Genomic DNA, 24314 nt, shown 5'->3' on the forward strand with positions numbered 1-24314 from the left:
CGAACGCAAAGGCGCAGCACTGACGCAACGGTCGGTGCTGCGTGCGGTCTGCACCGCACACGTGGCGTGTCGGTGCGTCAGTCGGCGCGACGGTTCTGGTCCGCAGCGGTCCCGTCACCGGGGATGACGGTCCCGCCATCCTCGCCGCTTTGCGCACGGGCGGCGAGGGCGGTTTCCAGATCCGCATTCAGCTGCCGTGCCCGGGCGACGTAGGCGGCATTCTGCGCGACCGGGACCCCGGGTTTCCACAGTGTCGCCAGTTCCCGCACCATGGCCCGGTCGGATTGATAGAAGATCGCCTGCACCTCTGCCGCCTCGAAGGCGCTCAGACCCAGCGTCTCCAGCGCATAGCGACCAGCGCGGAGCGAGCTGTCGAACATCTCGCGCACGATGTCGTCGGCACCCGCCGCATAGAGTTCATAGACATGCACCCGGTCGCGGGCCCGGGCGATGATGCGGATGTCGGGTCTGATCCGCCGCACATAGGCCACGAGGCGCGTCGCCGCATCCTTGTCGTCCACTGCGACCATCATCACGCGGGCTGTCCCGATCCCTGCGGCGGCCAGCAGGTCGGGACGCGTCGGATCGCCGAAATACCCGTGGATGCCAAAGGTGCGCAGCGTTTCGATCGTCGCCGGATCGTTGTCGATGACGACGGTGGTGAACCCGGCGGACCGGATCAGCCGGTTCGCCATCTGCCCAAAGCGCCCGGTGCCCGCGATGATGACCGTGCCGTGTTCCGCGATCTCGTCCGCGTCGGGCTTGGGGTCGTCGTCGTCCATCCGCGCGCTGAGCCAGCCGTAACCGAGGAACAGCAGCGGCGTGGCCAGCATGCTGAGTGCTATGACCAGAAGCAGCATCTGTCCCATGCCCGGGTCCAGAACGGCCCGCTGGGTGGCGAAGGACACCAGCACGAAACCGAACTCGCCCGCCTGCGCCAGCCCCAGCGTGAACAGCCAGCGGTCCTTGCCGCCCATGCGGAACAGCCGCGACAGCGCATAAAGGATGCCGCCCTTGATCGCGATCAGGCCGGCCACGGCCGCCGCGATAGCCAGCGGTTGCGCCGCCAGCAGCGCAAAGTCGATTCCGGCCCCCACGGTGATGAAGAAAAGCCCCAGCAGCAGCCCCTTGAACGGCTGCAGATCGCTTTCCAGCTCGTGCCGGAACTCCGAGTTGGCCAGCACGACACCGGCCAGGAACGCGCCGAGGGCGGGCGACAGGCCGACGGTGCCCATCAGCACGGCGATGCCCACGACGATCAGCAGCGCGAGTGCGGTGTACATCTCTCTCAGATGGGCGTGATGGATATAGCGAAATACGGGCCGGGTCAGATAGATGCCCGTCAGCACCACCGCCGCGACGGCGGCCACGGTGACGAGCGTGACGCCCCAACCGGGCAGCCCGTCGACCAATGACAGGGCGGCGTGCGCCTCTGCATCCGCGACGGGTGTGCCGTCGGCAATCGCCAGCAGCGGCAACAGCGCCAGCATCGGGATCACGGCGATGTCCTGCGTCAACAGCACCGAGAAGGTGGAGCGTCCGCCCTGCGTGCGCATCAGGTTCTTTTCGGTCAGGGTTTGCAGGACGATGGCGGTCGACGACAGCGCCAGGATCAGCCCGATCGCCAGCCCGGTCTGCGGCGCATACCCAAGCCATGTGCAGACGCCCGCGATCACGGCCGTCGTCAGCAGGACCTGCAACCCGCCAAGCCCGATCAGACGGTCGCGCATGCCCCACAGGGTGCGCGGCTCCAGCTCCAGCCCGATGAGGAACAGCATCATCACGACGCCGAACTCCGCGAAATGCTGGATGTCCTGCGCCTCCGATCCCACGAGGCCGGTCAGCGGGCCGATGACGATCCCGGCCGCGAGGTAGCCCAGCACCGATCCCAGTCCCAGACGCGCCGCCAGCGGCACCGCGATGACCGCCGCACCGAGGTAGATCGTCGCCTGCAACAGAAAGGTTTCCATAGCCCAGCTATCGCAAGCGGTCGCAGCCGGTGCAATGGCTGTCGCGCGGCTGCCGTTTCAGGATGCGGCGCGTACGGATGTGCTGGGGCAGGCGTGTCGCCCGTCAGCCCGGCAGGACCAGCGCATAGGTGCGGCCGCGCTTGACGAAGTTCAGGGCGTTGTCGCCGATCGCCGTGACCTGACCGCCATCCAGCGCGCTGCCGATCTCGACCTTTACATAACGCCCATTGCCCAAGCGGATCAGTGCGCGGCGCTGGTTCGGTTTGCCGTAGACCCCGACGAGGTTCATCTGCCGCAGGTTCATCGCATCGTTGCGCGTCGCAGCCTGCGCCACGCCGCCGGGCACGGGTCCGCTGGGGGCCACCGTGGTGGCAGCGACCGGTGTGGCGGCGGGGGCAGAGGCTGGCGCTGCGGCGGCGGCGGCAGGCGGCGGTGCAGCCGCTTCTTGCGCGCGGGCCACGACCTGCGCAAAGTTGCGCGGGCGCGTGTCCGGCCTGCGCGCCACGCTGACGGCCAGCGCCGTGCGGTTCACGAAACTGCTGCGCTCCGGGGCTGCGGCGGCAATGGCTGCGGCGACCGCGTTGATGTCGGCGGCCGGGGCCTCTGCCTCTGCTGCCGCGGCGGCCACGGCGTCCTCGATGGCGGGGTCCGCAGGGACTGCGTCGGGGGCAAGGCCAGCCGGGCGCAGCACGGGCCGCGATCCGGTATAGGCGGCAATCGCCACCGCAGCCGCCGGTGGCGCCAGCCCGGCGGGCCGGAGCACCGGACGGACATCGGCGAAGGCTGCGGGCGGCGGGGCGGGTGGCAATGCCGCCTCCTCTGCCGCAGCGGGGCGCAGGACAGGCCGCAGCGGCGGTGGCCCGGCGATGACGGTCACGTCCCCCGGCGCCGTCGTGTCGGTGGCGGCGGGCGGCGTGGTCACCGTCACGCCACCGGCTGCCAGCGCTGCGGGCCGTGCGACGGGCGCGATCGGCGGTGCGGCGGATGTGCTGTCTGCGACGGTAGCGCCCTGCGGGCGGGCGACGGGGCGCAGATCGGGGCTGCCTGCGATCACCACCACACCCTGCGGCGTCACCGTGCCCTCTGGCGTCGCGGCGATGTTGCCACGCGCGTCGCGGACAAAGGTGTCCGTGGGGGCCGGTGGTACCGCCTGCGGGGGGATGACCGCGTCCGGCGTGGCCAGCGCCATAGCCAGCGGTGCGGGCTGTTCTGCGGTGGCGGGCGGTGGCACGGAGGCCACCGGCGCCACATCGCCAAGGGCGGCGCTGCGCGGCATGACCGCGATCCGGGGCGCCCGCTGATAGACGCCGGTCGCCGCATAGATCCGGTCGGCCTCGTCCGGGGTCAGCACCTGACCCGTCGTGGTGGGGATGGCCGTGGTGGTGGCGGTGTCGTCGGCCACGGCAACGGGCATGTCTGTGTCCACTGCGGTCACGGGTTCCGCCGCAGCCGCCGCGCCCGGTGGCGGGGTGGTCACGGCGACACTGACGGGGTCCGGTTGCGTGGTTTCGCTGGCCGTGGCGACGGCGGGATCATCCCCGCGCCACCAGGCGGCGACGCCACCTGCCGGCAGGGTCGAGGCCCAGAGGCCGACGAGCAGCAGCACCAGCAACAGGATGCCGGTCATGATCAACCCGAGGAACCGGGGCTTGCCGCGCGCACCGGCGGTGGTCGCCGTCGCCGCAGCAGCGTCGTCCCGCTGATCTGGCGTGGTGGCGGTCCGCGGTTTGGCGGCCCGGTCCTGGATGGCGCGCGTCGTCGCGGCGCGTGCGGCCTGTGCGAATTGCGCGATGCGCGGCAAGGCGCCCGCCGCTGCGGCCACCGCCGACACCGGCGCGGAGACGGGTGCCCCCGGGGATCCTGTCGCGCGGGCGGCGCCGCGGCGTGGCGACGGTCCCGTCGCAGGCGCGGCACGGGGCGGGGTCGGCATCCGTTCGGCTGTGCCCGCCTTGGCGGTCGCGGCCCCGGCGGTAAAAGTGGATGGCGCACGCACGACGGGTCCGTTCGACGCCGCATGCGGGGCGGCGGGTGTCGGCGGGATATCGCCGGGCGACATGCCCGCACGCGCCGGACCGCCGGTGGCCGCCACCGGGGGCTGCGTCTTGCGATGGCTGAACAGCGGCTCCGGTGCGGGCGGTGGCACGGGCGTTCCACGCGGTGCGGCCTTGGACGCGACGGGGCCGCGGGTGGCGGACGGCCCTGACGGCGCGTCGTTCGGCGTCGTGCTGGCAGGCGGTGCCGCATGCGGGACGGCGGTCTCGGCTATGACACCGTCCCGTGGTGCGGCCGCGCCGATGCTGGCGGCCCAGACACCGGCCGTTCCAGCTACTGCGGGGGCGGTCACGGTTGCGCCGTCCGGTGCCGACCCGGCCGTGGCGGCACCCGCGCCGGTCCGGTTGCGCGAGGCGAAGGTGACGCCATTCTGCACCGCATCCGGTCCCTCCGGTGCGGCGACCGGCTGATCGACGACCGGTGCACTGACTGCCGCCGCCTGCACGGGTGCATCGGACGGCACATCGGCGGCAGCCTTGCCGCTGGCGCCGCCGAAAGTCACGGGGCGGTCGTCGCGGTCGACCTGCGTCACGCCGGCGGCGCGGGTCGTCCCGAAAAAGACTTCGCCCGCGAAGGTGCCGGGTTCCGGCACGGCCACGAAGGCCACCGGATTGAACGCATGTTCGACGGCAAAGGCTTCCGCCTCGTCCAGCGTTTCCTGTGCGACGGCGGCGACATGGGTGCGCCCGCCGGTCACCTCGAAATCCACCGCCAGCTCGTCCAGCGTGTAGGGTGTCTTGCCCTCCAGCGCCGCCTCGACATCGGCGAGGGTCGCGGTGTCGTCCGCCAGCGACATGAACCTGATCTGATCGGCGGGAATCACCAGTTTCGTCCGCAGGCCGCCGGGCGCGCGGGCCAGCGCCGCTTCGCGCAGCCGTCCCAGTGCGGCGCCCAGATCGGGCGCGTCCAGCGGCACCTCGCCCACGGGATACCAGCCGTCTGGCACCCGTTGCAGCAGTGCGATACCGTCGAAGGACAGCGAGAGTGCGAAATTGGGTGTCATCGGCTGGCTATCGGTCCCTGTACGGATCTGGAAAGCGGATGTTTTCCGTGACAACAGGCTAACGCAGAACCCGACAAAGGCCAAGCCGTTCACACACCCGGCGGCGCACCCCCGCCTGTTCAACACCCAATGGAAAGATCACGTTCATGAGATTCCGTCCCATCGCCGCCGCCGTGATGCTGTCCGCCACGGCGCTGCCCGCACTGGCACAGACACCGCCCCCTCCACCCGCACCGACACCGGTCCCGGCGTCCGCGCCGGTCCGTGACGCGACCCTGACGGTCGTCGGCACCGGCGAGGTCCGCGTGGCCCCCGACATGGCGACCATCGCCATCGGCGTCGCCCGTCAGGCCGACACGGCCGCCGACGCGGTGCGCAGCATGAGCGCCGACATGGACGCCGTGCTGACAGCCCTCGCCACCGCCGGCATCGCGACGGACGACATCCAGACCAGCAGCCTGCGGGTCGAGCCGCAGATGCGCTACAACGAGCCCACGCAAAGCTCCAACGTCACCGGCTACCTCGCCGTCACCGACGTCATGGTGCGGGTCATGGACCTGACCGCGCTGGGCCAGTCGCTGGATGCGGTGGTGCAGGACGGGGCGAACCAGATGAACGGCATCACCTTCGATCTGGCCGACCGCAAGCCCGCGCTGGACGAGGCCCGCCGCGCCGCCGTCGCGGACGCGGCGGGCAAGGCCACGCTGTTCGCCGAGGCGGCCGGCCTAAGCCTGGGTCCGGTGCAGAGCCTGACCGAGGGTGCAGCATCCGGCGGGATGCCGCAGCCGATGATGCGCATGGCGATGGACAGCGCCGAGGCGGTGCCCGTCGCCGCAGGCCAGATCACGATCGCAGCCGACGTGACCATGATCTACGGCACCAGCGCCGACTGACCCTGTGGGCGGGGCAGGCGGCGACGCCTGCCCCGCATGCACCTGTTCCTCCGGCGACGGCCGCAGTCCGCGATCATCGCACGGCACTGGGCAACCGCCCGCACAGCCGCTAGGGAAAGCCGACATCATCCTGTCGCAAAGGACCGCCACCATGCCGCACCCGTTCCACCTTGCCTTCCACGTTACCGATCTGGATCAGGCGCGCGAATTCTATACCGGTGCGCTTGGCGCTACAGAGGGCCGGTCCACCGACACCTGGGTCGATTTCGACTTCTTCGGCCACCAGCTGTCGTGCCACCTCGGCACACCCTTCGCCAGTGCCGACACGGGCCGCGTCGGCGATCACATGGTGCCGATGCCGCATTTCGGCGTGGTCCTGCCGCTGACCGACTGGACCCTGCTGGCGGGCCGGCTGGAAGAGCGGCAGACCGATTTCATCCTCGCCCCTTCGGTCCGGTTCAAGGGCGAACCGGGCGAACAATGGACGATGTTCCTGCGCGATCCGTCCGGAAATCCCATCGAGATCAAGGGCTTCGCCGACGACGACCAGCTGTTCGCCAGCTGACGCGCGCGCGCCAGCAGGCCATCGTCCTGTCATTCTTCTGGTCCCAAATATCCCGGGGTCCGGGGCTGGCCCCGGTCAACGCCGCTACTCGCCATCTGGCTGCGCCTTACCGGACCCAGTATCCCGCCGCCTTGATCTGGTTCCGGATCTGCGCCTCGCGGCGGGGCAGGGCGTCGCGGTCGAACATCGCCCGCACCTTCTGGCCGCGACCCTGATAGATCATCCGCTTGAAGGCCTCGTGACCCTTGAGGTGCTTCTTGATCCGGTTGGGGGCGGTCACCGCCTCCATCACCTGCACGGCGCGGTCGCTTTCGCGGGCATAGAACAGCGGCAGCACGCGGTAGTGGCAGGTCACGTCACCGTCCAGACCCGACAGGTCCGGCCCCGGTCGCCCGCCGCCGAAGCTGTGGATCACCAGCGGCAGCACCACCTGGTCCAGCCACGGGTCGAGCGGCTGGATCACCAGTTCCGGCGGGGCATCGTCGCGCACCGCGACCGCCCAGTCCAGAAAGCGGCGGTGGAACGCCACGGGATCCGCGCCAAAGAACCAGCCCGCATTGAAATAGAGATAGCGTTCCCAATGGTCCTCGGGCTGCGACAGATCGAGGCTCGACGCGAAATCCAGCCCGAACTTGTCATAAAGCGACTTCCACACCGCCGTGTGACCCGGCCAGTACAATTCTTCGACCGGCCATGTGCCCTCGCGCCGCATGGACGCGGCCGGGCGGTTGAAATCGAACGGCATCGCCGCCAGATCGCCGGTCACCAGCGTATCCGTGTCGAAGAACACGAAGGGCTCGTCCGCAGGCAGCGTCACCAGCCCCTCGATCTTGTTGCCATAGGGATAGCTGCTGCCAAAGGCGTGGCTCTCGAACCCCACGACTTCGGCGCCCAATTCGGTCAGGGCCGCGCGAAAGGTGTCGTCCATCCGTGGATCGTCGTCCCAGCGCGGGCCGGGTTGCGGTTCGGCGACGATGAGGCGCCCTGCGAAACCCGGAGACATCTCGCGCAGGGACGCCGCGAACAGCAGCGCCTCGTGCTGCAACCGCCCCCCCTGTCCCACGATCATGATGTTGAAGCGGTCTGCGGCCGTCGCTGTCATCGTCACTCTCTCGCCGCCTGCATGGCGCGCCATGTCCCAGCATAGGGTCGCCGCCGGACCCTGACCAGCCGTCGTGCTGCTCTCACGCTGCCGAAGGGCCCGTCCCCGTCACGCCTTTGCATCCGCCAGACGGGTCATGCGGCGCAGATAGCTGTCGGTCCAGTGCGCCACGTCCTCTTGCATCACACCCGACAGCAACTCTGCATGGCGCGCCTGCCGCTCGGGCCGGGGCATGACCAGCGCGTCCGCCAGTGCCGTGGCCATCTCCTCGATGTCATATGGATTGACGAGCAGCGCCTGCGACATCTGTTCGGCGGCCCCGGCAAAGCGCGACAGGATCAGCACGCCGGGATCGTCCGGGTCCTGAGCGGCCACGAACTCCTTGGCGACCAGGTTCATCCCGTCGCAGAACGGCGTCACGAATCCCACGTCCGCCGCGCGATAGAGCGCGGCCAGCGTGGCGCGCGGGATGCCGCGATGGATGTAGCGGATCGGAGTCCAGTCCAGATCCGAATGCAGCCCGTTCACCTGTCCCGTGATGCGTTCCAGATCGTCGCGAATCTGGGCATAGGCCGCGACCTCTTCGCGCGTGGGCGGTGCGATCTGCAGCATCGACGCGCGGACGCTGTCGTCCGCCCGCGCCTGCAGGAACGTGCCGAAGGCGCGCAGGCGGTTGTCCAGCCCCTTGGAATAATCCAGCCGGTCGACGCCGATCACGAGCCGCTCGGCAGGGGCGAGGTTCAGCAGCGCCCGGCCATCGCCGTGACCCGCGTCCGCCGCAAAGGACCGTGCGTCGATCCCGATGGGAAAGCTGCGCACCTCGAACCTGCGTCCGCCATAGTGCAGTGCGCCGTCGCGCAGGTGTTCAGCCCCGGCCAGATTGCGCACCATCTCGAGCGCTGCCGCCACATCGCGGCCGGTCTGCAGGCCCACCAGATCATAGGCCGCGATCCAGCCCGGAAAGGCGTCGTGTTCGGGCAGGGCCAACAGGTCGTGGACGGCGGGAAACGGGATGTGGTGGAAATAGCCGATCGTGGCCGTCACACCGGCCTCGCGAAGGCAGGCGGCCAGCGGCAGGAAATGGTAATCGTGGATCCAGACAAGGTCGTTGGGGCGCAGTTCCGCCGCCATCATCTGCGCCAGCCTGCGGTTGACCCCAAGATAGGCGTCGAAGTCACCGGCCTGCAACGCCATCAGGTCCGCCCGCCGGTGGCACAGCGGCCACAGGACCGAATTGGCGTAGCCCAGATAATAGCGGTCGTATTCGTCCTGCGTCAGATCGAACGTGCGGATCGCATAGCCGTCGCCCGGCACGTCGTCGAAGGTGTCGCGCGGCGCATCTGCGATCTGGCCGGACGTACCATACCACACCCCGCCGCGTGCCCGCAGGCAGTCGTGCAGGGCCACGACCAGCCCGCCCGACGGCGGACCATCCGACGGCACCCGGTTCGACACGATGACGGTGCGCCCGGTCACGTCCTGTCCGCCCACAACGTCAGCAGGTCCAGAACCGCGCCGGGGTCGTCCAGCCGCCACCGGGCGACACTTTCGCCCGGACCGACGCGCACGCCGGCCCCGCCCAGTGCCATGGCGCGGACCATCGCCGCCTCGTCGGTCAGGTCGTCGCCGATCATCAGCGGGACCAGACCGGGGGACTGCCCGGCCATCGCCCGCGCCACGGCGTCCGCCTTGCCCACGTCGTCGGGCCGGATCTCGTACGCCAGCTTGGACGGATGCAGTTCCATCCCCGGCGCATCGGCCACAATCATCTGTGCGATGGCACGCGCATGGGGTTCTGCTGCGGGCACCGCGCGGTAGTGGATCACGACGCCGGTGCGCTTCGTCTCGATGGTCAGGCCGGGCAGGGAACCGGCGGCGGCCTGCGCCTGCGCCTGTGCGGCACGCACCACGCTGCCCTCCGCCATCGGGTGCGCGGTGTAGGTGCCGCCCATCCGCCATTCCGCACCATGCGCCCCGTGGATGTCACCGGGATAGCCCGGGATGAACCCGTCCAGCACCGCAACCTCGCGCCCCGATATCAGGGCCAGTCGGCCGTCCAGCCGCGCATGCAGGCGGGTCAGTAGCGACGGCAGTCCGGCAGGGACGGCGATGCCGTCCGGCGTGGGCGCAAGATCCACCAGCGTGCCGTCGAAGTCGAGGAACAGGCACAACGTGTCGAGGTCAATGTCGGTCAGTGTCCCGTCGGTCATGGGCGCCTGTCCGAGGGTTGGGCTTGATGTCTGCCGCAGGGCCGTTGCGGCATGGGGCACCTGTCGTCAGGTCTTGGCATGGGCCGTTCCTCCGGTCGTGTGTCCTGATCATGTCATGCGACCAACGTATCGGGACAGGCCGGTGTTCCCACGTTTTCGGATTGCTGGCCATGGCGCCGCCCTGCACCGCCGGGTCAGCCGCGGAACGACCGCAGCACCAGCAGCAGGGCGTCCCACAGGTCGAACACCCGCACCGCGAGGTGCTCATGGGTTGCGAAGGGGCGGTCGGTGGCGCCTTCGGTCGCGGCGTCGCAGGTGGCGAGCAGACGCAGCAGACGGCGGCGATGCAGGCCCGTCCACACCTGCACCGGGTCCGCCAGCACCCCGGCAAAGGCCGCGACCAGCGAAGCGGCGGCGATCAGCGCCACCAGCAACGCCAGCGTCAGCCACAGCGGCGTGCCCACCGGAAACGCCCCATACCAGACGCCGCCCAGCGTATCGCCCAAGGGAAAGGCCGCGATGGCCGCGACCTTGCTCATCGCGCCTGCCAGCCGTGGCGCGATCGAGATGGCACCCGGCGTCACCGCATGAAACGCGATGGCACCCAGGATCAGCGTCAGAAGGGCGGTCGTTATTTCCGACAAGGCGGCGCGCGTGCCGGAATAGTCGGCGACGGCTGTCACGATGCGGTCGGCCATGCCCCGCGCGCCCGCCACGTCGCCGCACCTGCGCACCGCGTCCCGCAACGCGGGTGCCGCCAGCACCGCCTGCGCCAGAGCCGCCCGGTCGGATGCGGCTGTGCGGGCGTCGAGCGGCACGTCCAGCAGATCGGCCAGCACCAGCGCCTCGACCCGGGCGGCGACGGCGGTGCGCAGCAGCAGGCGGGGACGGCGCAGCATCGCCGCCGCGCGTGGCAGACGCAGGCGGGTCAGCACCCAAGCCAGGGCCCGCAGCACCAGCGCAACGGGCGCCAGCAGCACGTTGACGGGCGCGCGCAGGATGTCCCAGCCCAGCGCCTGCCGGTGCAGGCGCAGGGTGCCGGGCCACAGGAAATGGCGCCGGGCAAAGGCATCGACGCGGGCCGTGCGGGAGGCCGGGTGCGTCACAGCACGCTCAACACGGCCATCAGCGCGATGACGGTGCCCCGCGCCAGATCCGCGTGCAGGGGCAACCCGTCGTGGCGCGCGGCGGACCGCCAGACGCCGATGACGGCCACGATGTTGTAAGGGACCGAACAGCCATACCCCAGCGCCAGCGCCAGCCACGGCTGGTCGCGGCTGACCAGCCACAGAAAGAGCAGTGTGGTGGTGACGTTGACGGTCAGTCCGCCGCGCACCGCCCAGCCCCAGAAGGCGTCGCGCAGGGGCAGATCGCCCAGCCAGAGGGATCGCAGCTTGTCCATGTCGACGGGTCTAGAACCTTGGCCGGGTCCGCACCAGTGGCTGCCTGCGGCCGCTGGTGCAAGGGACTTGCCAGATCCGTCACCGCTCTGGCATCACCGGGTCATGCCCGATGACGCCGCGCCCGACGACACCCGCCAGCCCCGCCTGCGCATCCGCATCGCCCTGGGGGCGGCGGGGGCGATGGGGCCGGGCAAGGCGGAATTGCTGGACCGCATCGCCGCGACAGGGTCCATCGCGGCGGCGGGGCGCGGGATGGGCATGAGCTACAAGCGCGCGTGGGAACTGATCGGCACGCTGAACGCGATGTTCAGCGCCCCCGTCGTCACCAGCACGCGCGGCGGGCCGGGCGGTGGTGGCGCGGTGCTGACCGACACAGGGCGTGCGGTGCTGGATCACTACCGCGCGGTCGAAGCGGCTGCGGCGCAGGCCGGTGCGGCGGAACTGGCGGCCTTCTCCGCGCTGCTGGCGGATATTCCCGATGGGAAATAACGCTTGCGCGACGCCCTGTGGCCGGTCGATATGTTTCGTGAAACATATCAACGGAGGCCGCCGATGAACCGCACCGCACCGCTGATCTCCGCCTGGGTGGTCGGGCTGGCGCTGACCCCCACGCCCAGTCGCGCCGAAGAGGTGGTGGTGTTCGCCGCGGCCTCGCTCAAGACCGCGCTGGATGCGGTCGCTGCGGAGTTCGAGGCGACGACGGGTCACACCGTGACCGTCAGCTATGCCGGATCGAACCAGCTTGCCATGCAGATCATCGCCGGTGCGCCTGCCGACATCTTTCTGTCGGCGGCGGTCAACTGGATGGACGAGGTCGAGGGCGCGGGCCTGACAGCACCCGGCACGCGGGCCGACCTCTTCGGCAACACGCTGGTGCTGGTGGGCGGGCCCGATGCCGGCCCCGTCGATCTTGTGCCCGGCGTCGATCTGGCGGGGCTCTTGGGCGACGGCAAGCTGGCGATGGCGTTGGTGGACAGCGTGCCCGCCGGGCAATACGGCAAGGCGGCGCTGGACACCCTCGGCGCGTGGGAGGCGGTCGCGCCGGAGGTGGCACAAGCCGACAACGTGCGCGCGGCCCTCGCCTTTGTCGCGTTGGGCGAGGCACCTTACGGCATCGTCTATGGCAGCGACGCGGTGGCCGAACCCGGCGTGCAAGTCGTCGGCACGTTTCCCGCAGACAACCATCCGCCCATCGTCTACCCCGGCGCACTGCTGACCGGCGCCGCCGACGCTGCCGACAGCGCCTTTCTTGCTGCCCTGACCGAAAATGCGGCCGACGCGGTGTTCGCGGCGCAGGGATTCGTGGTCCTGCCATGACGGCCAGCTTTCCATGACGGACCGCTTTCCATGACGGCCCGCTTTCCATGATTGACTGGCTGCCCCCCGACGCGTGGCAGGCCGTCGCCCTGTCGGTGCAGGTGTCGGTCTGGGCCGTACTGTGCAGCCTGCCGCTGGGCATCCTTGTGGCCTATGCGCTGGCCCGGTGGGAGTTTCCGGGCAAGCAGGTGCTGAACGGCCTCGTCCTTTTGCCGCTGATCCTGCCGCCGGTCGTCACCGGCTATCTGCTGCTGACGACCTTCGGCCGTCAGGGGGCCGTGGGCCGCATGCTGGAGGAGTGGTTCGGCATCGTCGTGGCCTTTCGCTGGACGGGCGCCGCACTGGCCGCCGCCGTGATGGCGTTCCCGCTGATGGTGCGCGCCATCCGGCTGGCGATCGAGGCGGTGGACCCCCGGATCGAGCAGGCGGCGGCGACGCTGGGGGCATCACCCGCATGGGTCTTTGCCACCGTCACGCTGCCGCTGATCCTGCCGGGCGTGATCGCCGGCTTGATCCTCGCCTTTGCCAAGGCGATGGGCGAATTCGGCGCGACGATCACCTTCGTGTCGAACATCCCCGGCCAGACGCAGACCCTGCCGTCGGCGATCTACAGCGTCCTTCAGGTGCCCGGCGGCGATGCGCAGGCGGCACGGCTGGTCGTCGTCGCCATCGTGATCGCGATGGCGGCGCTGCTGCTGTCCGAATGGGTCAGCCGCGCCGTCGCCCGCCGGATCGCGGGGGCCTGATGCTGCGGGTGGCGCTGACCCACCGCCAGGGGGATTTCGAACTGGACGTGTCCTTCGACGCAGCCCCCGGCGTCACCGTCCTGTTCGGGCGGTCGGGGTCCGGCAAGACGACCATCGTCAACGCCGTGGCAGGCCTTTTGCGCCCCGACCGGGGCAGGATCACCGTCGGCGACACCGTGCTGCTGGATACCGACCGGGGCCTGCGCGTGCCGCCGCATCGCCGACGGCTGGGCTACATCTTTCAGGACGGGCGGCTGTTTGCGCATCTTACCGTGCGCCAGAACCTGATCTATGGCGCATGGTTCGCCGGGCTGGGCCGCAGTCCCCGCGCCTTGCCCCACGTGCTCGAGATGCTGGGGATCGGTCCGCTGCTGGCCCGCCGTCCGGCGGGTCTGTCGGGCGGCGAACGCCAGCGCGTGGCCATCGGGCGCGCGCTTCTGGCGCAACCGCGCCTGATCCTTGCGGACGAGCCGTTGTCCGCCCTCGACGACGCGCGCAAGGCCGAGGTCCTGCCCTATCTGGAGCGGTTGCGCGACGAGGTGCAGGTCCCGATCCTGTATGTCAGCCACGCACCCGCCGAGGTGGCGCGGATCGCCACCACCGTCGTGGCGCTGGAAGGGGGCCGGGTGACGGGCATCGGGACGGCAGCGCAGGTGCTGGGCGATCCGGACGTGGCCCCGCTGGGCATCCGCAGCGCCGGTGCGGTGATCGCCGCCACCTTGCGGCGCCATCATGCGGATGGGCTGAGCGAACTCGACGCTGGCGGGATCGCCCTGTTCGTGCCGCGCATCGCCATGGCGCCCGGCACATCGGTCCGCCTGCGGATCGCGGCACATGACGTGATCCTGGCGCGCGACAGGCCAACGGGGCTTTCGGCGCTGAACATCCTGCCCGGCACGATCACTGCCATCCGGCAGGGGCAGGGCCCCGGTGCGATGGTGCGGCTGTCGACCCCTGCGGGCGTGGTCCTTGCCCGGATCACCGCCCGGTCGGCGCAAGCGCTGGACCTTGCGCCCGGCACAACCGCGCATGCCATCATCAAGTCCGTCGCCATCGCCCCCGATGACGTGGGTTAGGCTGCGGCTGCGGTGTGGTGTGACTGGCGATCCCGGGAGGACTCGAACCCCCAACATCCTGATTAGAAGTCGGTCGCCTGCGCCCCTTCACAGCCCTCTCTACACCTTAAAACACTAGCTTTTTCAGGTGTTTGTAGGTAGATTCCCCCTAGGCTGCCCTTACCTTCCCGTTCCGCCCCCGGTTCGTTTACGGTTCGCAGGCAGCGCTCCACACGGTTCGTAAAGGGAATGCGGGATGCCAGAGAAGTTGACGGAAGCGGCGGTGAAGGCCCTGAAATATGAGGGCGCGCCCAGTATCGTGCGTGATGCCAAGGTGACAGGCCTCATGGTCGCGGTGAACAAGACCGGAAAGTCTTACAAGATTCAGCGCGACCTCTGGCAGGGCCAGCGCGGGCGCAAAAAGCTGGTCAAGACGGTGCGCCACACTTTGGGCGGAACCGAGGAGATGACGCTGGACGATGCCCGCAGCAAGGCCACGGCGATGCTGGACCTCATCAAGCGTGGGATTGACCCGAACGCCCCGCCCGCCGATCCTTCGGCTGATGCAGGCGCTTGGACCGTCCAGCGCATGTATGAGGAATACGGGGCCGACATGCGGACCCGCGATTGTGTGGAGCGCAGCATCATCGACATGATGGATCGGCTGGACCGATACCTGCCCAAGTGGTGCGACCTGCCAGTGACCGACATTAAGCGGAGCGCGGCGCGCGAAGAACACCGCCGGATCACGGTCAACCACGGTGCGACCACGGCCAACAAGGCCATGCGCGACTTTCGCGCCGCCTACAATTTCGCCTTGAAGGTGGTCGATGATCCTGACGCCTTGCCCGGCAATCCGGTGGAGGCCGTGACCTTTAACAAGGAACGGGCCAGCAATAAGGTTTTGATGCCTGATGATCTTGCGGGATGGTGGAAGAAGATTTGCGCCATCACCAACCCGCTCCGCCGCGACATGCACGAGTTGGGCCTGTTGTCGGGCCTGCGCCCCGGCACCCTTGTCGGGCTCCGCCGCGAATGGATCAACCTTGATGCCAAGGCCATCTCTATCCCCCGGATGAAGTCGGGCCGCTCCTTTGACCTGCCCTTGTCCGACCGAATGCTGGGCGTCGTTCGGCGCGCGATGGCTGTCGGTGACGTGCTGTTCCCGGGCGCGCCGTGGCTGTTCCCGTCGCGGTCCACCAAGACCTTTGAGGTGATCGCAACGCAGGTCTGGCGCGAAAAGGCGTTGCCGTCTGAGACTGGGCACATCCTGCGCCACACCTACCGCACCGTTGCCCAGCGCGCGGGCATCGACAAGGTGAACGCCCGGCTGTTGCTGGACCATACCGTGCCGGGGATTGATGGCGTCTATATCCACGAGCGGGCGCTGTTCGACACCCTGCTTGCCGACCAAGAGCGGATGACGGCGGCGCTGGCGGCGCTGATTGAGCCGCAGATTGTTGTTGCCGGGGCAACTTAGGGTTTCTTTTGTGCCCCGCCTGATCTATGATGATGCATTGACTATGTATCTGCGGTGGCTGGCTGGGGTGTGCCACTCGCGGGGAGCGCCAGCAAACAAATGGCGCGGGCTGACCCAGTGATGAGCCTGTCACCAATCTGATCGCCCGTTAGCGGTCTGGACTGGTGATGCCAGATGATTGAATGCATTGATGAGCTTGCCGCTGTTGTTGCGGCGCGCGTGATTGAAGCCCTCCCTCGGGTGCGGTTTCCGATCACGCCCGAATACCTGTCTGCCGATCAGGTCACGCAGATGACGGGCTTCTCGCCGAAGTGGTTGGAAGCCCGCCGGGCTGACCGCTCCGGCCCCCCCTACATCAAGATCGGGAACAATGTCCGTTACCGCACCTCAGACGTGCGCGCCTTCATGGAAGCGGGCGAGGTGACGGAATGAGCGGGGGCCAGAACGGGGAACGCCCCCGGCTGGGGACCGGGGGCGCAGGAGACTTTGTTACCCTTGCCAGTGACACTGACGCCCCGAATATAGCGGGGATTGACGGCACGGGCGAGGGCGAAGGCTTGTTGTCGTCAAAGGAGGCCGTGCGCGCGGCGCTCCGGCTGATCCATTCCGAAGGCCCGTGGCACGTCAGCGCCAAGCGGGAGAAGGGCTTCACCGGGAAGGTGTTTGCGCCCGGTTCGGAGGGTGGCGCGGCGGGATGGGCGATTGCCCAGAACCGGACCCTGAACACATATGTGTCGATTGCAGCGCTCCGGGCGGGCTGGCAAGGCGACAAGGCCAAGAAAGAGGACGTGGCAAGTGTCGGGTGGCTCTGGGTGGACCTTGACCCCCGGGCCGGAGAGGAGCTTGACCTTGAACGGGCGCGGCTGTTGGGCTTGCTGACCACCGACCTGCCCAAGGGCGTCCCGCCGCCGACTGTCATCATCGACAGCGGGCGCGGCTTCTGGGGGCTCTGGCGTCTGTCGCAACCCGTGGTGATGCCGCCCGCCGATGACCCTGCATGGGACGCAGCGCGGGCGTCGGTGGAGGACCGGAACCGGGGGCTTGAGTTGGCCTTCGGGGCGGATGCCTGCCACAACCTTGAGCGCGTCTGTCGGCTTCCCGGCACGGTGAACCGCAAGCCCGGCGGGCGCTTGGCGCGCGTCGTGCGGGCGGATGCGTCGGCACATGACCTGCTGGCCTTCCCGCCCGTGTCCGACCCGAAGGCGGGCGGCGCGGTGAAGGTGGCAGGCGGTGGCGCTCCGGTGGCGGGGCGTGTGGCCTTGGCGGGGCCTGTCGGTCGACTGAACAGCCTTGACGACCTCCGGGGCGTGTCCGACCACACCAAGAAGCTGATCGTGCAGGGGCTGGACCCCGACAACCCGGGGAAGTGGGAGGCTGACCGCTCCAACCTCGTGCTGCATGTCTTGTGCGACCTGATCCGGGCCGATGTGTCTGACGACGACATGCTGGCCGTGATCCTTGACCGTGACTTCGGGGTGAGCGCGCACGTCTTGGAACAGCCCAAGCCGGAGAGCTACGCCCGGCGGCAGGTCCAGCGGGCCTTGGAGCGCCAGCCCCGGCCCGGGCCTGTCGTGACGGGCGCGCCGATGCACTGGGCACGGGCATTGCGTGACGCCCGCCGCCCGCGCCTCCTCCACCACCATGAGGAGTTCCTTGACTGGGACGGCGCGGCCTACATCGGCCTGACTGAGGCAACCATCCGGGCGGAGGCTTGGGCCTTCCTTGAAACGTGCCGGATGGAGAGGGACAAGGAGGTGCGCCCCTTCGTGCCGACCCCGGGTGCCGTGTCCGCCGCGCTGGACGCCCTGAAGGCGGTGTCGCACCTGCCGCCGTCGCGGGTGGAACCGCCGCGCTGGCTGGACGGGCGGGCCCGGCCTGACCCGCTGGACCTGCTGCCGACCCGCTCCGGCCTCCTGCACCTGCCGTCTGGCGACCTGCTGCCTGCCACGCCGGAGTTGTTCACGCGCAATGCGCTGGACTTCGCCCACGACCCCGCCGCGCCCGCCCCGGTGCGCTGGCTGGCGTTCCTGAAAGAGGTCTGGCCGGGCGCGGATGAAGCCGACTGCATTGCCGCCTTGCAGGAGTTCATGGGCTACCTGCTGACCCCGGACACCAGCCTACAGAAGGCGCTGTTGATCCCCGGCCCGAAGCGCTCCGGCAAGGGCACCATCGGGCGCATCATGGGCAAGCTAGTGGGGGAGGCCAACACCGTCGCACCGTCCCTGAACAGCCTTGGGCGCAGCGACTTCGGGCTTGAACCCCTGCTGGCAAAGCAGCTTGCGATTGTCTCCGACATGCGGTTGTCCAGCCGCACCGATGAAGCGGCGGTGGCGGAGAACCTCTTGCGGATCACGGGGGAGGACCGGGTCAGCGTGAACCGCAAGCACAGGTCTGCGATGGAGGTGACGCTCCGGGCGCGGTTTGTCGTGATGACCAACGAGGTGCCGAAGTTCGCTGACAGGTCGGGTGCGCTGGTGTCGCGCTTCATCGTGCTGCCCATGCGGCAGTCCTTCTTCGGGCGGGAGGACAGCGGCCTGACCCCGGCCCTGATCGGGGAGCTTCCGGGAATCCTCAACTGGGCGATGGAGGGGTGGCGGCGCGTCCGGGCGAATGGCCGGATCACCCAGCCCGAAGGCGGGCGCGACGTGGCCTTGCAGATGACTGACCTTGCGTCGCCCATCCCGGCCTTCGTGCGCGAATGGTGCGAGGTCGGGGGCGGCCACCGGGTTGCGAAGGACCACCTGTTCACCGCATTCCGGGCGTGGCACCGGGAGCGGATCGGGCACGACTTCGTGGGGAGCTCCAACACCTTCGCGCGCGACCTCTACAGTGCGATGGAGGGCGGGGTTCGGGACGTGAAGCCACGCGACGGGGGCGGGACGCGCGTCCCGTCCTTCGGGGGCATCCGCCTGCGCCCTGATGTGGGGTTCCGGCCCACGGATGCAGAACCGCCGTTCTAGGTCCGGGGTCCCGGTCCGGGTTCCACCCGGGCCATCGCCCAAGATAACAAACACTTAGCGGGGGCGGTCCGGGCGGTCCGGGTTGCCCCCTATTGTGGTCTACATCTGCCCTTCCTCCGTCTCCCCCCTGTTCCCTCTCTCTTTCTTTCCCCGCGTTATGTAGGAGATAACCCGGACCGCCCGGACCGGACGCGGAATAGCGTGGCGGGGATAGGGGTTAGCGGAATGCGACCCCGGACCGAACCCGGACCTATCCCAGACCGGACCCCGGACCGCTCCTGCGGTTGCCCTTGGGCAGGGAGGTGCGGTGCCGGGGTGGTGAAGTCACCAATTTGCGCGCTCTGCGTGTCGCTAAAAGACCATCCACCGCCCGACAGCAAGACCCGGCCAATCTTGTTGTGGTTCGGGCCACCCCGAAAGCCCCACCCGCGCCAGCACCGCCGCACCCCACGTTTATGGGCGGTCCCGCACCCCCTCCCGGCAACCCCGTTTTCGGTCGGTTCTGGGGTGGTTTGCTATAGACGACTGGATGTCGTTCACGCTATGTTCCATCACTGGATACAACCTATAGTTGTGTGCAGCCAACCTTAGAAATGGAGCACGCCATGACGACCTTCGCCACCATCACCGCAAGCGGCGCTTACGCCCTGCACCCGACCGCCGATGTCGCCACCGCCTTTGCAGATGCGAACGACAACCTCTTGGCGTTGTCCGCAGACCACCTGTCCGAATTGACCGGGCCAGTTGCCATCACCCTTTTTGCGCTCACTGCGACCGCTTTGGGCATCCCGCCCGTGAAGCGCTTTGCGACCCGCGACGTTGCCGCCCGCCGCATCTGGACAAACCTCGTTGCACTGTCCGCTGCCGCTCCTGTGGCAGAGGTGCCCGCCGCGCCCGCGCCCCAGCCCGTCGCCCAGACCCTGGGCAAGGCCCAGCCGAAAGCCCAGCGCCGCAGCAAGGGCATCACAATCGCCCCGAAGGCGGAGGCGAAAGCCTGCAAGGCCGGGACCAAGCAAGCTATCCTCGTTGATCTGCTGTTCCGCTCCGGCGGCGCATCCATGGCCGAATTGAGGGAGGCGCTTCACCCTTGGCAGGACAGCACCATCAAGTCGGGTCTGTCTTGGGATATGGGCGCGATCAAGGGTTACGGTATCAGGACCACACACGAAAATGGATACCAGCGCTGGCTTGCGACCGATTACGCTGGGATGGGGACCTTCAAAGGCGATACCCACCCTGACGACAATTCAGAGGCGGAGCGGGCGGCACTGTTGGCCCAGAACCTTGCCGATGGATACGACCCGTCGCAGGTGTTTGCGGTCTATCACATCGTGTTGCCCGAAGGCATGAAAGAACCGGTCCCGCATATCGGGGGACCGCACATCACCGTCGCTGACAAGATGAACCTGTTGGTCTTTGGCGACCCGCTTCCGCCGGGGGCCGAATGATGACCCACCGCGCCGCGATCCGTAGTCTGGACAGCACCGCCGACCAGACCAAAGGCCCCTCTCCTGCGCTATTGGCGGAGTTCAGCAATAGAGCGGGCAGTCCCGTCTTGCGCGAGATACTTCCAGTTGCCATTCCAGACGTTTTCGTTGCCTTCAACTATCGACCGGTTGAGTTGGTTGATTGTCGGGAACCGCTGTCCGTTGTCCGACCGCTTCCAATCCCCTTCTGCCACAGTCGCCTTGTACTGCTTGCCCTTATAGGTCCTCTGGATTTCAAATCCTTCTGTGAAATGTACCCCACTTCGTCCGTCTCTCAGGCCCGCGCCGCTGTCCTCTTTGGCTTCGTGCGGCGCTTCTTGGGGATCGCACTTCAACAACCTACTCAGGATCGCATCCTCCGTTTCTTCGCCGGGCAACCTTTGCGCCCAGATGACTGCGAACACCGATGTAGAAATAGCGATGGTTCTGCTCATTCGAATCTCCTTTTCTCTTCATTCTCTAACTATAGCAAATAGTGCTAAAATTCTCAAGGAGAAACTGATGCAAAGAAGAGCCGCGATCTATGCCCGGGTCAGCACCGCCGACCAGAACACCGAGAACCAACTTCTGCGCCTCCGGGAGGTGGCGGCGCGGGCGGGCTGGGAGATAGTCCAGACCTATACTGAGACGGCCAGCGGGGCCAAGCGCTCCCGCCCGGCGCTGGACGCTATGATGGCAGACGCGGCGCGTCGGAAGTTTGACGTGGTGATGGCATGGGACGTATCGCGCCTTGGGCGATCTTTGCGCGACCTCGTGGACATCTTTGAAACCTTGCGCGCCCTCAAGGTGGACCTGTTCCTTGAACAACAGGCCTTGGACACGTCCACCCCGGCGGGCCGGGCTCTCCTGCAAATGTCGGGTGTCTTTGCCGAGTTTGAACGGGCGATGATCGTGGAACGCACCAAGGCCGGGCTGGCCCATGCAAGGGCGAAGGGGGTTCACTGTGGCCGCCCGCCCGCGTCGGATGGGCTCACCGATGCCATCCGGGCCTTGCGCGTCCAGAAAGTGGGCATGGACCGCATCGCCAAGGAATTGCGCTGCGGCAAGGGCCTTGTCCAGCGTGTTTGTCAGGAGATGGCCAATGTCTGACCCAATCGACAACCTGCCCGTGCGGCTGACCGGACCCGGCAAGGGGGGCGTCGGGCGCTCCTCTTACAAAGTGGGGGCCAAGGGTTTGAAGATCGTGGAGGAGTTGTCGGCCCGGGGGTGCAGCCTGACCACCATCGCCAAGGCTCTGCGGATGAACATTGATACCCTTCGGCTTGTGCGCCAGCGCCAGCCGGAAGTGGATGAAGCCTATCAGCGCGGGCTTGCTGTCGAGCATGACGCCTTGACCCGCAACCTGCGCATCCTCGCAGACGATGGCAATGTGGTCGCCAACCTGTTCTTGCTGAAGACCCGCCACGGATACCGGGAGGGGGAGCCCCTTGAGGTCAAAGTCAGCGTCAACACCGGGGGCGTCCTTGTCGTGCCCGCAGACATGACGGTGGAGCAATACCTTGCCCAGAAGGCGGCGGAGGGCAACATGATCGACGTGACCCCAACCGAACGACCCGCCGCCGCGCTCTATCCGGGCCATTCAATCGCCCCCCCAGAGCCATCCCCAGACCCCGAACCGGAGCCCAGCCGCCCAATCCCATCAGGCACCACCATCGCACCTTTCCCCGGCCCCCGTATCCGGCGGGGCGATTGATGGAAACACGGCTTGAGGTTTTCAAAAATGCCGCCAGGCTCCTCTCCCGTATGGGTTTCAGCGCCATTGCAGAGCCGTCATTCACCCCAGTCGGACAAACAAGGACTGTCATCGCCCTCGTGACGGACGCATCGCCTGTGATTGTCGGATATGCCATCACCTCTGTAACCTCCGATCCAGAGGAATATCTGCCCGAAAGCTCGTTTAAGATTCGCAAGACGAAAAGTTGGGAGTTGGGAGAGCCCAGAGTTGCTTATTGGTGAGCGACAACAATAAACGCCATTAGGCGCGACCACGCAACCCAAGGTATAGTTCCGGCGTAGGGCCACCAATGGCGGTTGGCCCATAGCGCAAGGAGCGCCCCATGGCTCAACCAGCCTTTCCGTTCACCCCGCCTGACCCCAAGTCGCGCGATGTGGACACCACCCCCGCAATCCCATTCAGCAACACCCCGGCGCTTGCGACCGCCGAAGTGATTTCATTGGCCGAAGTAGCAGCCAAGCGCGCGGCGAAGTTCGCCGCGTTGATCGACACGCTGGAGGCCGGACCCGCCGCCCGCGCCGCTGAGGTGGGCCGGAGCCTTGCAGATGCCAACTTCCCCCGCCGCGATGTGGAAGCGGCAGTTGTCAAGGCGCAAGCCGCCGCGCGCACCGAAGTGCAGAAAAACAGTTCCGATGCGCGTTGGTTGGCCGTCAGGGAATTGGTCGCAAGCGCTGACTCTCTCGCCACCACCGCTGCCCTTTGGGCATCGCCTGTCACCGTCTTGTCGCGGGCCGGACTTGGATCGGTCGAGCGCACAAATTTCATTCACCAGATCGAAGGCGCGGGGCCTGTCGAGTTGCGCAATATGGCCGTCCATGCGGCCGCAACCGGCAACAAGGTTTTGGGCGCGGCTTTGGTCAGCATCCTAGACCGGATGCCTCGCAAGGACCGTCCGTTCAATGCGGCGGAGCTTGCGGAAAAGCTGGTTGGGCCGGAGACGAAAGCCGTCCAGGACGCCATCAACGCCATCCGCAATGCAGCCCAGCGCGCCATCGTGCGGAACCGCGAATTTGAACAGCGGCGCGTGAACCCCATTGACCGGGTCAAGCTGGCCCTGAACAACAAGAAGGAAACCTGACATGGCAATTCTCTACCTGATCTACCGCCCCGCCGGAACCGCCGGTGACGCGATGCACAACACCGCCGCCATTGAGGCCGCATTGATTGACGCGGCCAACCCCGCCGCCGCTATCGCCGCCGCTCACACGCTCTGCCCGGACCTGAACACGCCCTTCGCGGGCTATACTGTCGTGCAGGTCGCGGCAGTGGCGCAAGGCGGTTTCGTCAACTGCCTGATTGAGGGCAACGTGGTCGGCGCGGCTTACAGCGGCCCACGGCGGGGGCGGTGATGGTCACCAGCCAAGACCTGATCGACGGTTACGACCTCTTGTTCAGCCCCGAATTGCGGCTGGCTCACGAGGCATTGCTGACTTTTGCGGCGGAGGTGTCAGAGGACGGCTGGCCCACCAACGCCATGATCTGGCGGTTCGCCCGGTGTTATGATGTGCCACTGGCTGAGCTCGCCGGGCTTTGCGGTTTCTTGGTGTATCGTCTGGGCAACCGAACGGTGTTTTGCGATGCAAGGCGACACCCTGCTCACGTCCATATTACCAGCGCTGACCGTTTCAGCCGCCGGGCGCTCATCGCCTATGGATTTTACAACACCGCCGCCGCCCTGTCGCAGGCCGAAGGCGCGGCGGTGCATTAGGACCCGGCCCGGCTGTCACGCCGGGCCGGGTTTGGCGTCAGATCACGGCTCTGATCGCATCAAGCGGGTTGCGGGTCATCTGCCTGCCGAGGGCAAGGTCTGCCGCCACTTCGGCCACGATGGGCGCAATCTTCAGGATCACGTCTGCCTGCGACGGGTCATGGGCATTCGTCTGCCAGAAGGTCGGTGCGTTCCAAGGTCCGTTGCGGTCTGAATCATCGCCCGTGCTGCGCTGCACAACCTCGCTGATCGCATCCGCCACCATCCCGAAGTCGGGATCAGGACTGTCCTGATCCGCCATGCCAGCCCGCGCCAGCGCCTTCGCCGGAACCCAGATGGTGTTGGACCCGTCCTCCGGCTCGCTGTCTGCAAGGTCGGCCAGTGCTTCGCCCATGATGACCGCCGCCTCCGGCAGGGGCCAGCACCCTTCATCGGCCATCGCCTCAATCGCAAGTGCGGCGACCTCCAATGCGGCCAGAGCAAGCGGGCGGTGGCCGGTGCCTTCAGACGCCTCTGGTGCGACCTTGACTTCAGCGATCAGCCGCGCAACGGCGCGCTGCGCTGCAAGCAGGCGGTAGTCACCCACGTTAATCAATTCACCCATCGGGTTTTCCTTTCATGATTTGGG

General features: G+C 67.8%; 25 protein-coding genes. 16 read left to right on the forward strand and 9 right to left on the reverse strand.

Annotation, left to right across the window (positions count from 1 at the left end):
* Positions 1 to 77: 77 nt before the first annotated feature.
* Positions 78 to 1970, reverse strand: a complete 1893-nt coding sequence (locus BMX16_RS09820; RefSeq protein WP_089902493.1) for a monovalent cation:proton antiporter-2 (CPA2) family protein — start codon at positions 1968 to 1970, stop codon at positions 78 to 80.
* A 103-nt stretch (positions 1971 to 2073) separates the two neighbouring features.
* Complete coding sequence (locus BMX16_RS09825; protein ID WP_089902496.1) at positions 2074 to 5025, reverse strand: hypothetical protein; 2952 nt, start codon at positions 5023 to 5025, stop codon at positions 2074 to 2076.
* 146 nt (positions 5026 to 5171) lie between these two features.
* On the opposite strand from BMX16_RS09825, the gene BMX16_RS09830 reads away from it, so the two are divergent.
* The gene (locus tag BMX16_RS09830) at positions 5172 to 5918 is read left to right on the forward strand and encodes an SIMPL domain-containing protein (protein ID WP_089902499.1); all 747 of its coding nucleotides are present in this window, start codon (positions 5172 to 5174) and stop codon (positions 5916 to 5918) included.
* A gap of 151 nt (positions 5919 to 6069) precedes the next feature.
* Entirely contained in the window at positions 6070 to 6483 is a 414-nt protein-coding gene (locus tag BMX16_RS09835) for a VOC family protein (RefSeq protein ID WP_089902502.1), read from the forward strand.
* A 106-nt stretch (positions 6484 to 6589) separates the two neighbouring features.
* On the opposite strand, the gene BMX16_RS09840 is transcribed toward BMX16_RS09835, so the two are convergent.
* The 5 genes from BMX16_RS09840 to BMX16_RS09860 all read right to left on the reverse strand — a co-directional run bounded on the left by BMX16_RS09840 (position 6590) and on the right by BMX16_RS09860 (position 11197).
* A complete protein-coding gene (locus BMX16_RS09840; RefSeq protein ID WP_089902506.1) occupies positions 6590 to 7585 on the reverse strand; it encodes a hypothetical protein in 996 nt (331 codons plus the stop codon).
* 108 nt (positions 7586 to 7693) lie between these two features.
* Positions 7694 to 9061 (reverse strand): alpha,alpha-trehalose-phosphate synthase (UDP-forming), encoded by a 1368-nt coding sequence (locus tag BMX16_RS09845; RefSeq protein WP_089902511.1) that lies wholly within the window; start codon positions 9059 to 9061, stop codon positions 7694 to 7696.
* Positions 9058 to 9795: a trehalose-phosphatase gene (otsB, locus tag BMX16_RS09850; RefSeq protein WP_089902514.1), complete on the reverse strand. Its 738-nt coding sequence runs from the start codon at positions 9793 to 9795 to the stop codon at positions 9058 to 9060. Before otsB ends, BMX16_RS09845 begins: the two co-directional genes overlap by 4 nt.
* A 194-nt stretch (positions 9796 to 9989) precedes the next feature.
* Entirely contained in the window at positions 9990 to 10901 is a 912-nt protein-coding gene (locus BMX16_RS09855; protein WP_089902517.1) for a DUF6635 family protein, read from the reverse strand.
* Positions 10898 to 11197 (reverse strand): hypothetical protein, encoded by a 300-nt coding sequence (locus BMX16_RS09860; protein ID WP_089902520.1) that lies wholly within the window; start codon positions 11195 to 11197, stop codon positions 10898 to 10900. The genes BMX16_RS09855 and BMX16_RS09860 overlap by 4 nt, the downstream gene beginning before the upstream one ends.
* Before the next feature lie 103 nt (positions 11198 to 11300).
* On the opposite strand from BMX16_RS09860, the gene BMX16_RS09865 reads away from it, so the two are divergent.
* The 8 genes from BMX16_RS09865 (at position 11301) to BMX16_RS09900 (ending at position 20204) form a co-directional block, all read left to right on the forward strand.
* The gene (locus tag BMX16_RS09865) at positions 11301 to 11687 is read left to right on the forward strand and encodes a winged helix-turn-helix domain-containing protein (protein WP_089902523.1); all 387 of its coding nucleotides are present in this window, start codon (positions 11301 to 11303) and stop codon (positions 11685 to 11687) included.
* Between the two features lie 63 nt (positions 11688 to 11750).
* A complete protein-coding gene (gene modA / locus BMX16_RS09870) occupies positions 11751 to 12515 on the forward strand; it encodes a molybdate ABC transporter substrate-binding protein (protein ID WP_089902526.1) in 765 nt (254 codons plus the stop codon).
* A gap of 47 nt (positions 12516 to 12562) precedes the next feature.
* Positions 12563 to 13261 (forward strand): molybdate ABC transporter permease subunit, encoded by a 699-nt coding sequence (modB, locus tag BMX16_RS09875; RefSeq protein WP_089902529.1) that lies wholly within the window; start codon positions 12563 to 12565, stop codon positions 13259 to 13261.
* Complete coding sequence (modC, locus tag BMX16_RS09880; RefSeq protein WP_089902716.1) at positions 13261 to 14337, forward strand: molybdenum ABC transporter ATP-binding protein; 1077 nt, start codon at positions 13261 to 13263, stop codon at positions 14335 to 14337. Before modB ends, modC begins: the two co-directional genes overlap by 1 nt.
* A 235-nt stretch (positions 14338 to 14572) precedes the next feature.
* Positions 14573 to 15796, forward strand: coding sequence for a tyrosine-type recombinase/integrase (locus tag BMX16_RS09885; protein ID WP_089902533.1), 1224 nt, complete (start codon positions 14573 to 14575; stop codon positions 15794 to 15796).
* Between the two features lie 174 nt (positions 15797 to 15970).
* Positions 15971 to 16228 (forward strand): helix-turn-helix transcriptional regulator, encoded by a 258-nt coding sequence (locus BMX16_RS09890; RefSeq protein ID WP_089902536.1) that lies wholly within the window; start codon positions 15971 to 15973, stop codon positions 16226 to 16228.
* Between the two features lie 146 nt (positions 16229 to 16374).
* Positions 16375 to 18756, forward strand: coding sequence for a DNA primase family protein (locus BMX16_RS09895; protein WP_143058011.1), 2382 nt, complete (start codon positions 16375 to 16377; stop codon positions 18754 to 18756).
* Between the two features lie 605 nt (positions 18757 to 19361).
* A complete protein-coding gene (locus BMX16_RS09900; protein WP_089902542.1) occupies positions 19362 to 20204 on the forward strand; it encodes a hypothetical protein in 843 nt (280 codons plus the stop codon).
* A gap of 68 nt (positions 20205 to 20272) precedes the next feature.
* Here the strand turns inward: BMX16_RS09900 and BMX16_RS09905 are convergent, their stop codons facing one another.
* Entirely contained in the window at positions 20273 to 20677 is a 405-nt protein-coding gene (locus BMX16_RS09905; RefSeq protein WP_089902545.1) for a hypothetical protein, read from the reverse strand.
* On the opposite strand from BMX16_RS09905, the gene BMX16_RS09910 reads away from it, so the two are divergent.
* From BMX16_RS09910 to BMX16_RS09930, 6 genes are all read left to right on the forward strand, one after another.
* Entirely contained in the window at positions 20664 to 21332 is a 669-nt protein-coding gene (locus BMX16_RS09910; RefSeq protein WP_245731465.1) for a recombinase family protein, read from the forward strand. The genes BMX16_RS09905 and BMX16_RS09910 overlap by 14 nt on opposite strands.
* Positions 21325 to 21936, forward strand: coding sequence for a hypothetical protein (locus BMX16_RS09915; protein WP_089902551.1), 612 nt, complete (start codon positions 21325 to 21327; stop codon positions 21934 to 21936). The genes BMX16_RS09910 and BMX16_RS09915 overlap by 8 nt, the downstream gene beginning before the upstream one ends.
* Complete coding sequence (locus tag BMX16_RS17320) at positions 21936 to 22199, forward strand: hypothetical protein (RefSeq protein ID WP_143058012.1); 264 nt, start codon at positions 21936 to 21938, stop codon at positions 22197 to 22199. The genes BMX16_RS09915 and BMX16_RS17320 overlap by 1 nt, the downstream gene beginning before the upstream one ends.
* 101 nt (positions 22200 to 22300) lie before the next feature.
* On the forward strand, positions 22301 to 23056 hold the full coding sequence (locus BMX16_RS09920; protein ID WP_089902555.1) for a hypothetical protein: 756 nt from the start codon (positions 22301 to 22303) through the stop codon (positions 23054 to 23056).
* Position 23057: 1 nt separating this feature from the next.
* Positions 23058 to 23327 carry a hypothetical protein gene (locus BMX16_RS09925; protein ID WP_089902558.1) on the forward strand — a complete coding sequence of 90 codons (270 nt, stop codon included), beginning with the start codon at positions 23058 to 23060 and terminating at the stop codon, positions 23325 to 23327.
* Positions 23327 to 23686, forward strand: coding sequence for a hypothetical protein (locus BMX16_RS09930; protein ID WP_089902560.1), 360 nt, complete (start codon positions 23327 to 23329; stop codon positions 23684 to 23686). Before BMX16_RS09925 ends, BMX16_RS09930 begins: the two co-directional genes overlap by 1 nt.
* Positions 23687 to 23723: 37 nt before the next feature.
* Here BMX16_RS09930 and BMX16_RS09935 read toward each other — a convergent pair whose 3' ends face one another.
* Positions 23724 to 24290 (reverse strand): hypothetical protein, encoded by a 567-nt coding sequence (locus tag BMX16_RS09935; RefSeq protein ID WP_089902563.1) that lies wholly within the window; start codon positions 24288 to 24290, stop codon positions 23724 to 23726.
* Positions 24291 to 24314: the final 24 nt, after the last annotated feature.

The organism is Loktanella fryxellensis (assembly GCF_900110065.1).
Taxonomy (GTDB): domain Bacteria; phylum Pseudomonadota; class Alphaproteobacteria; order Rhodobacterales; family Rhodobacteraceae; genus Loktanella; species Loktanella fryxellensis.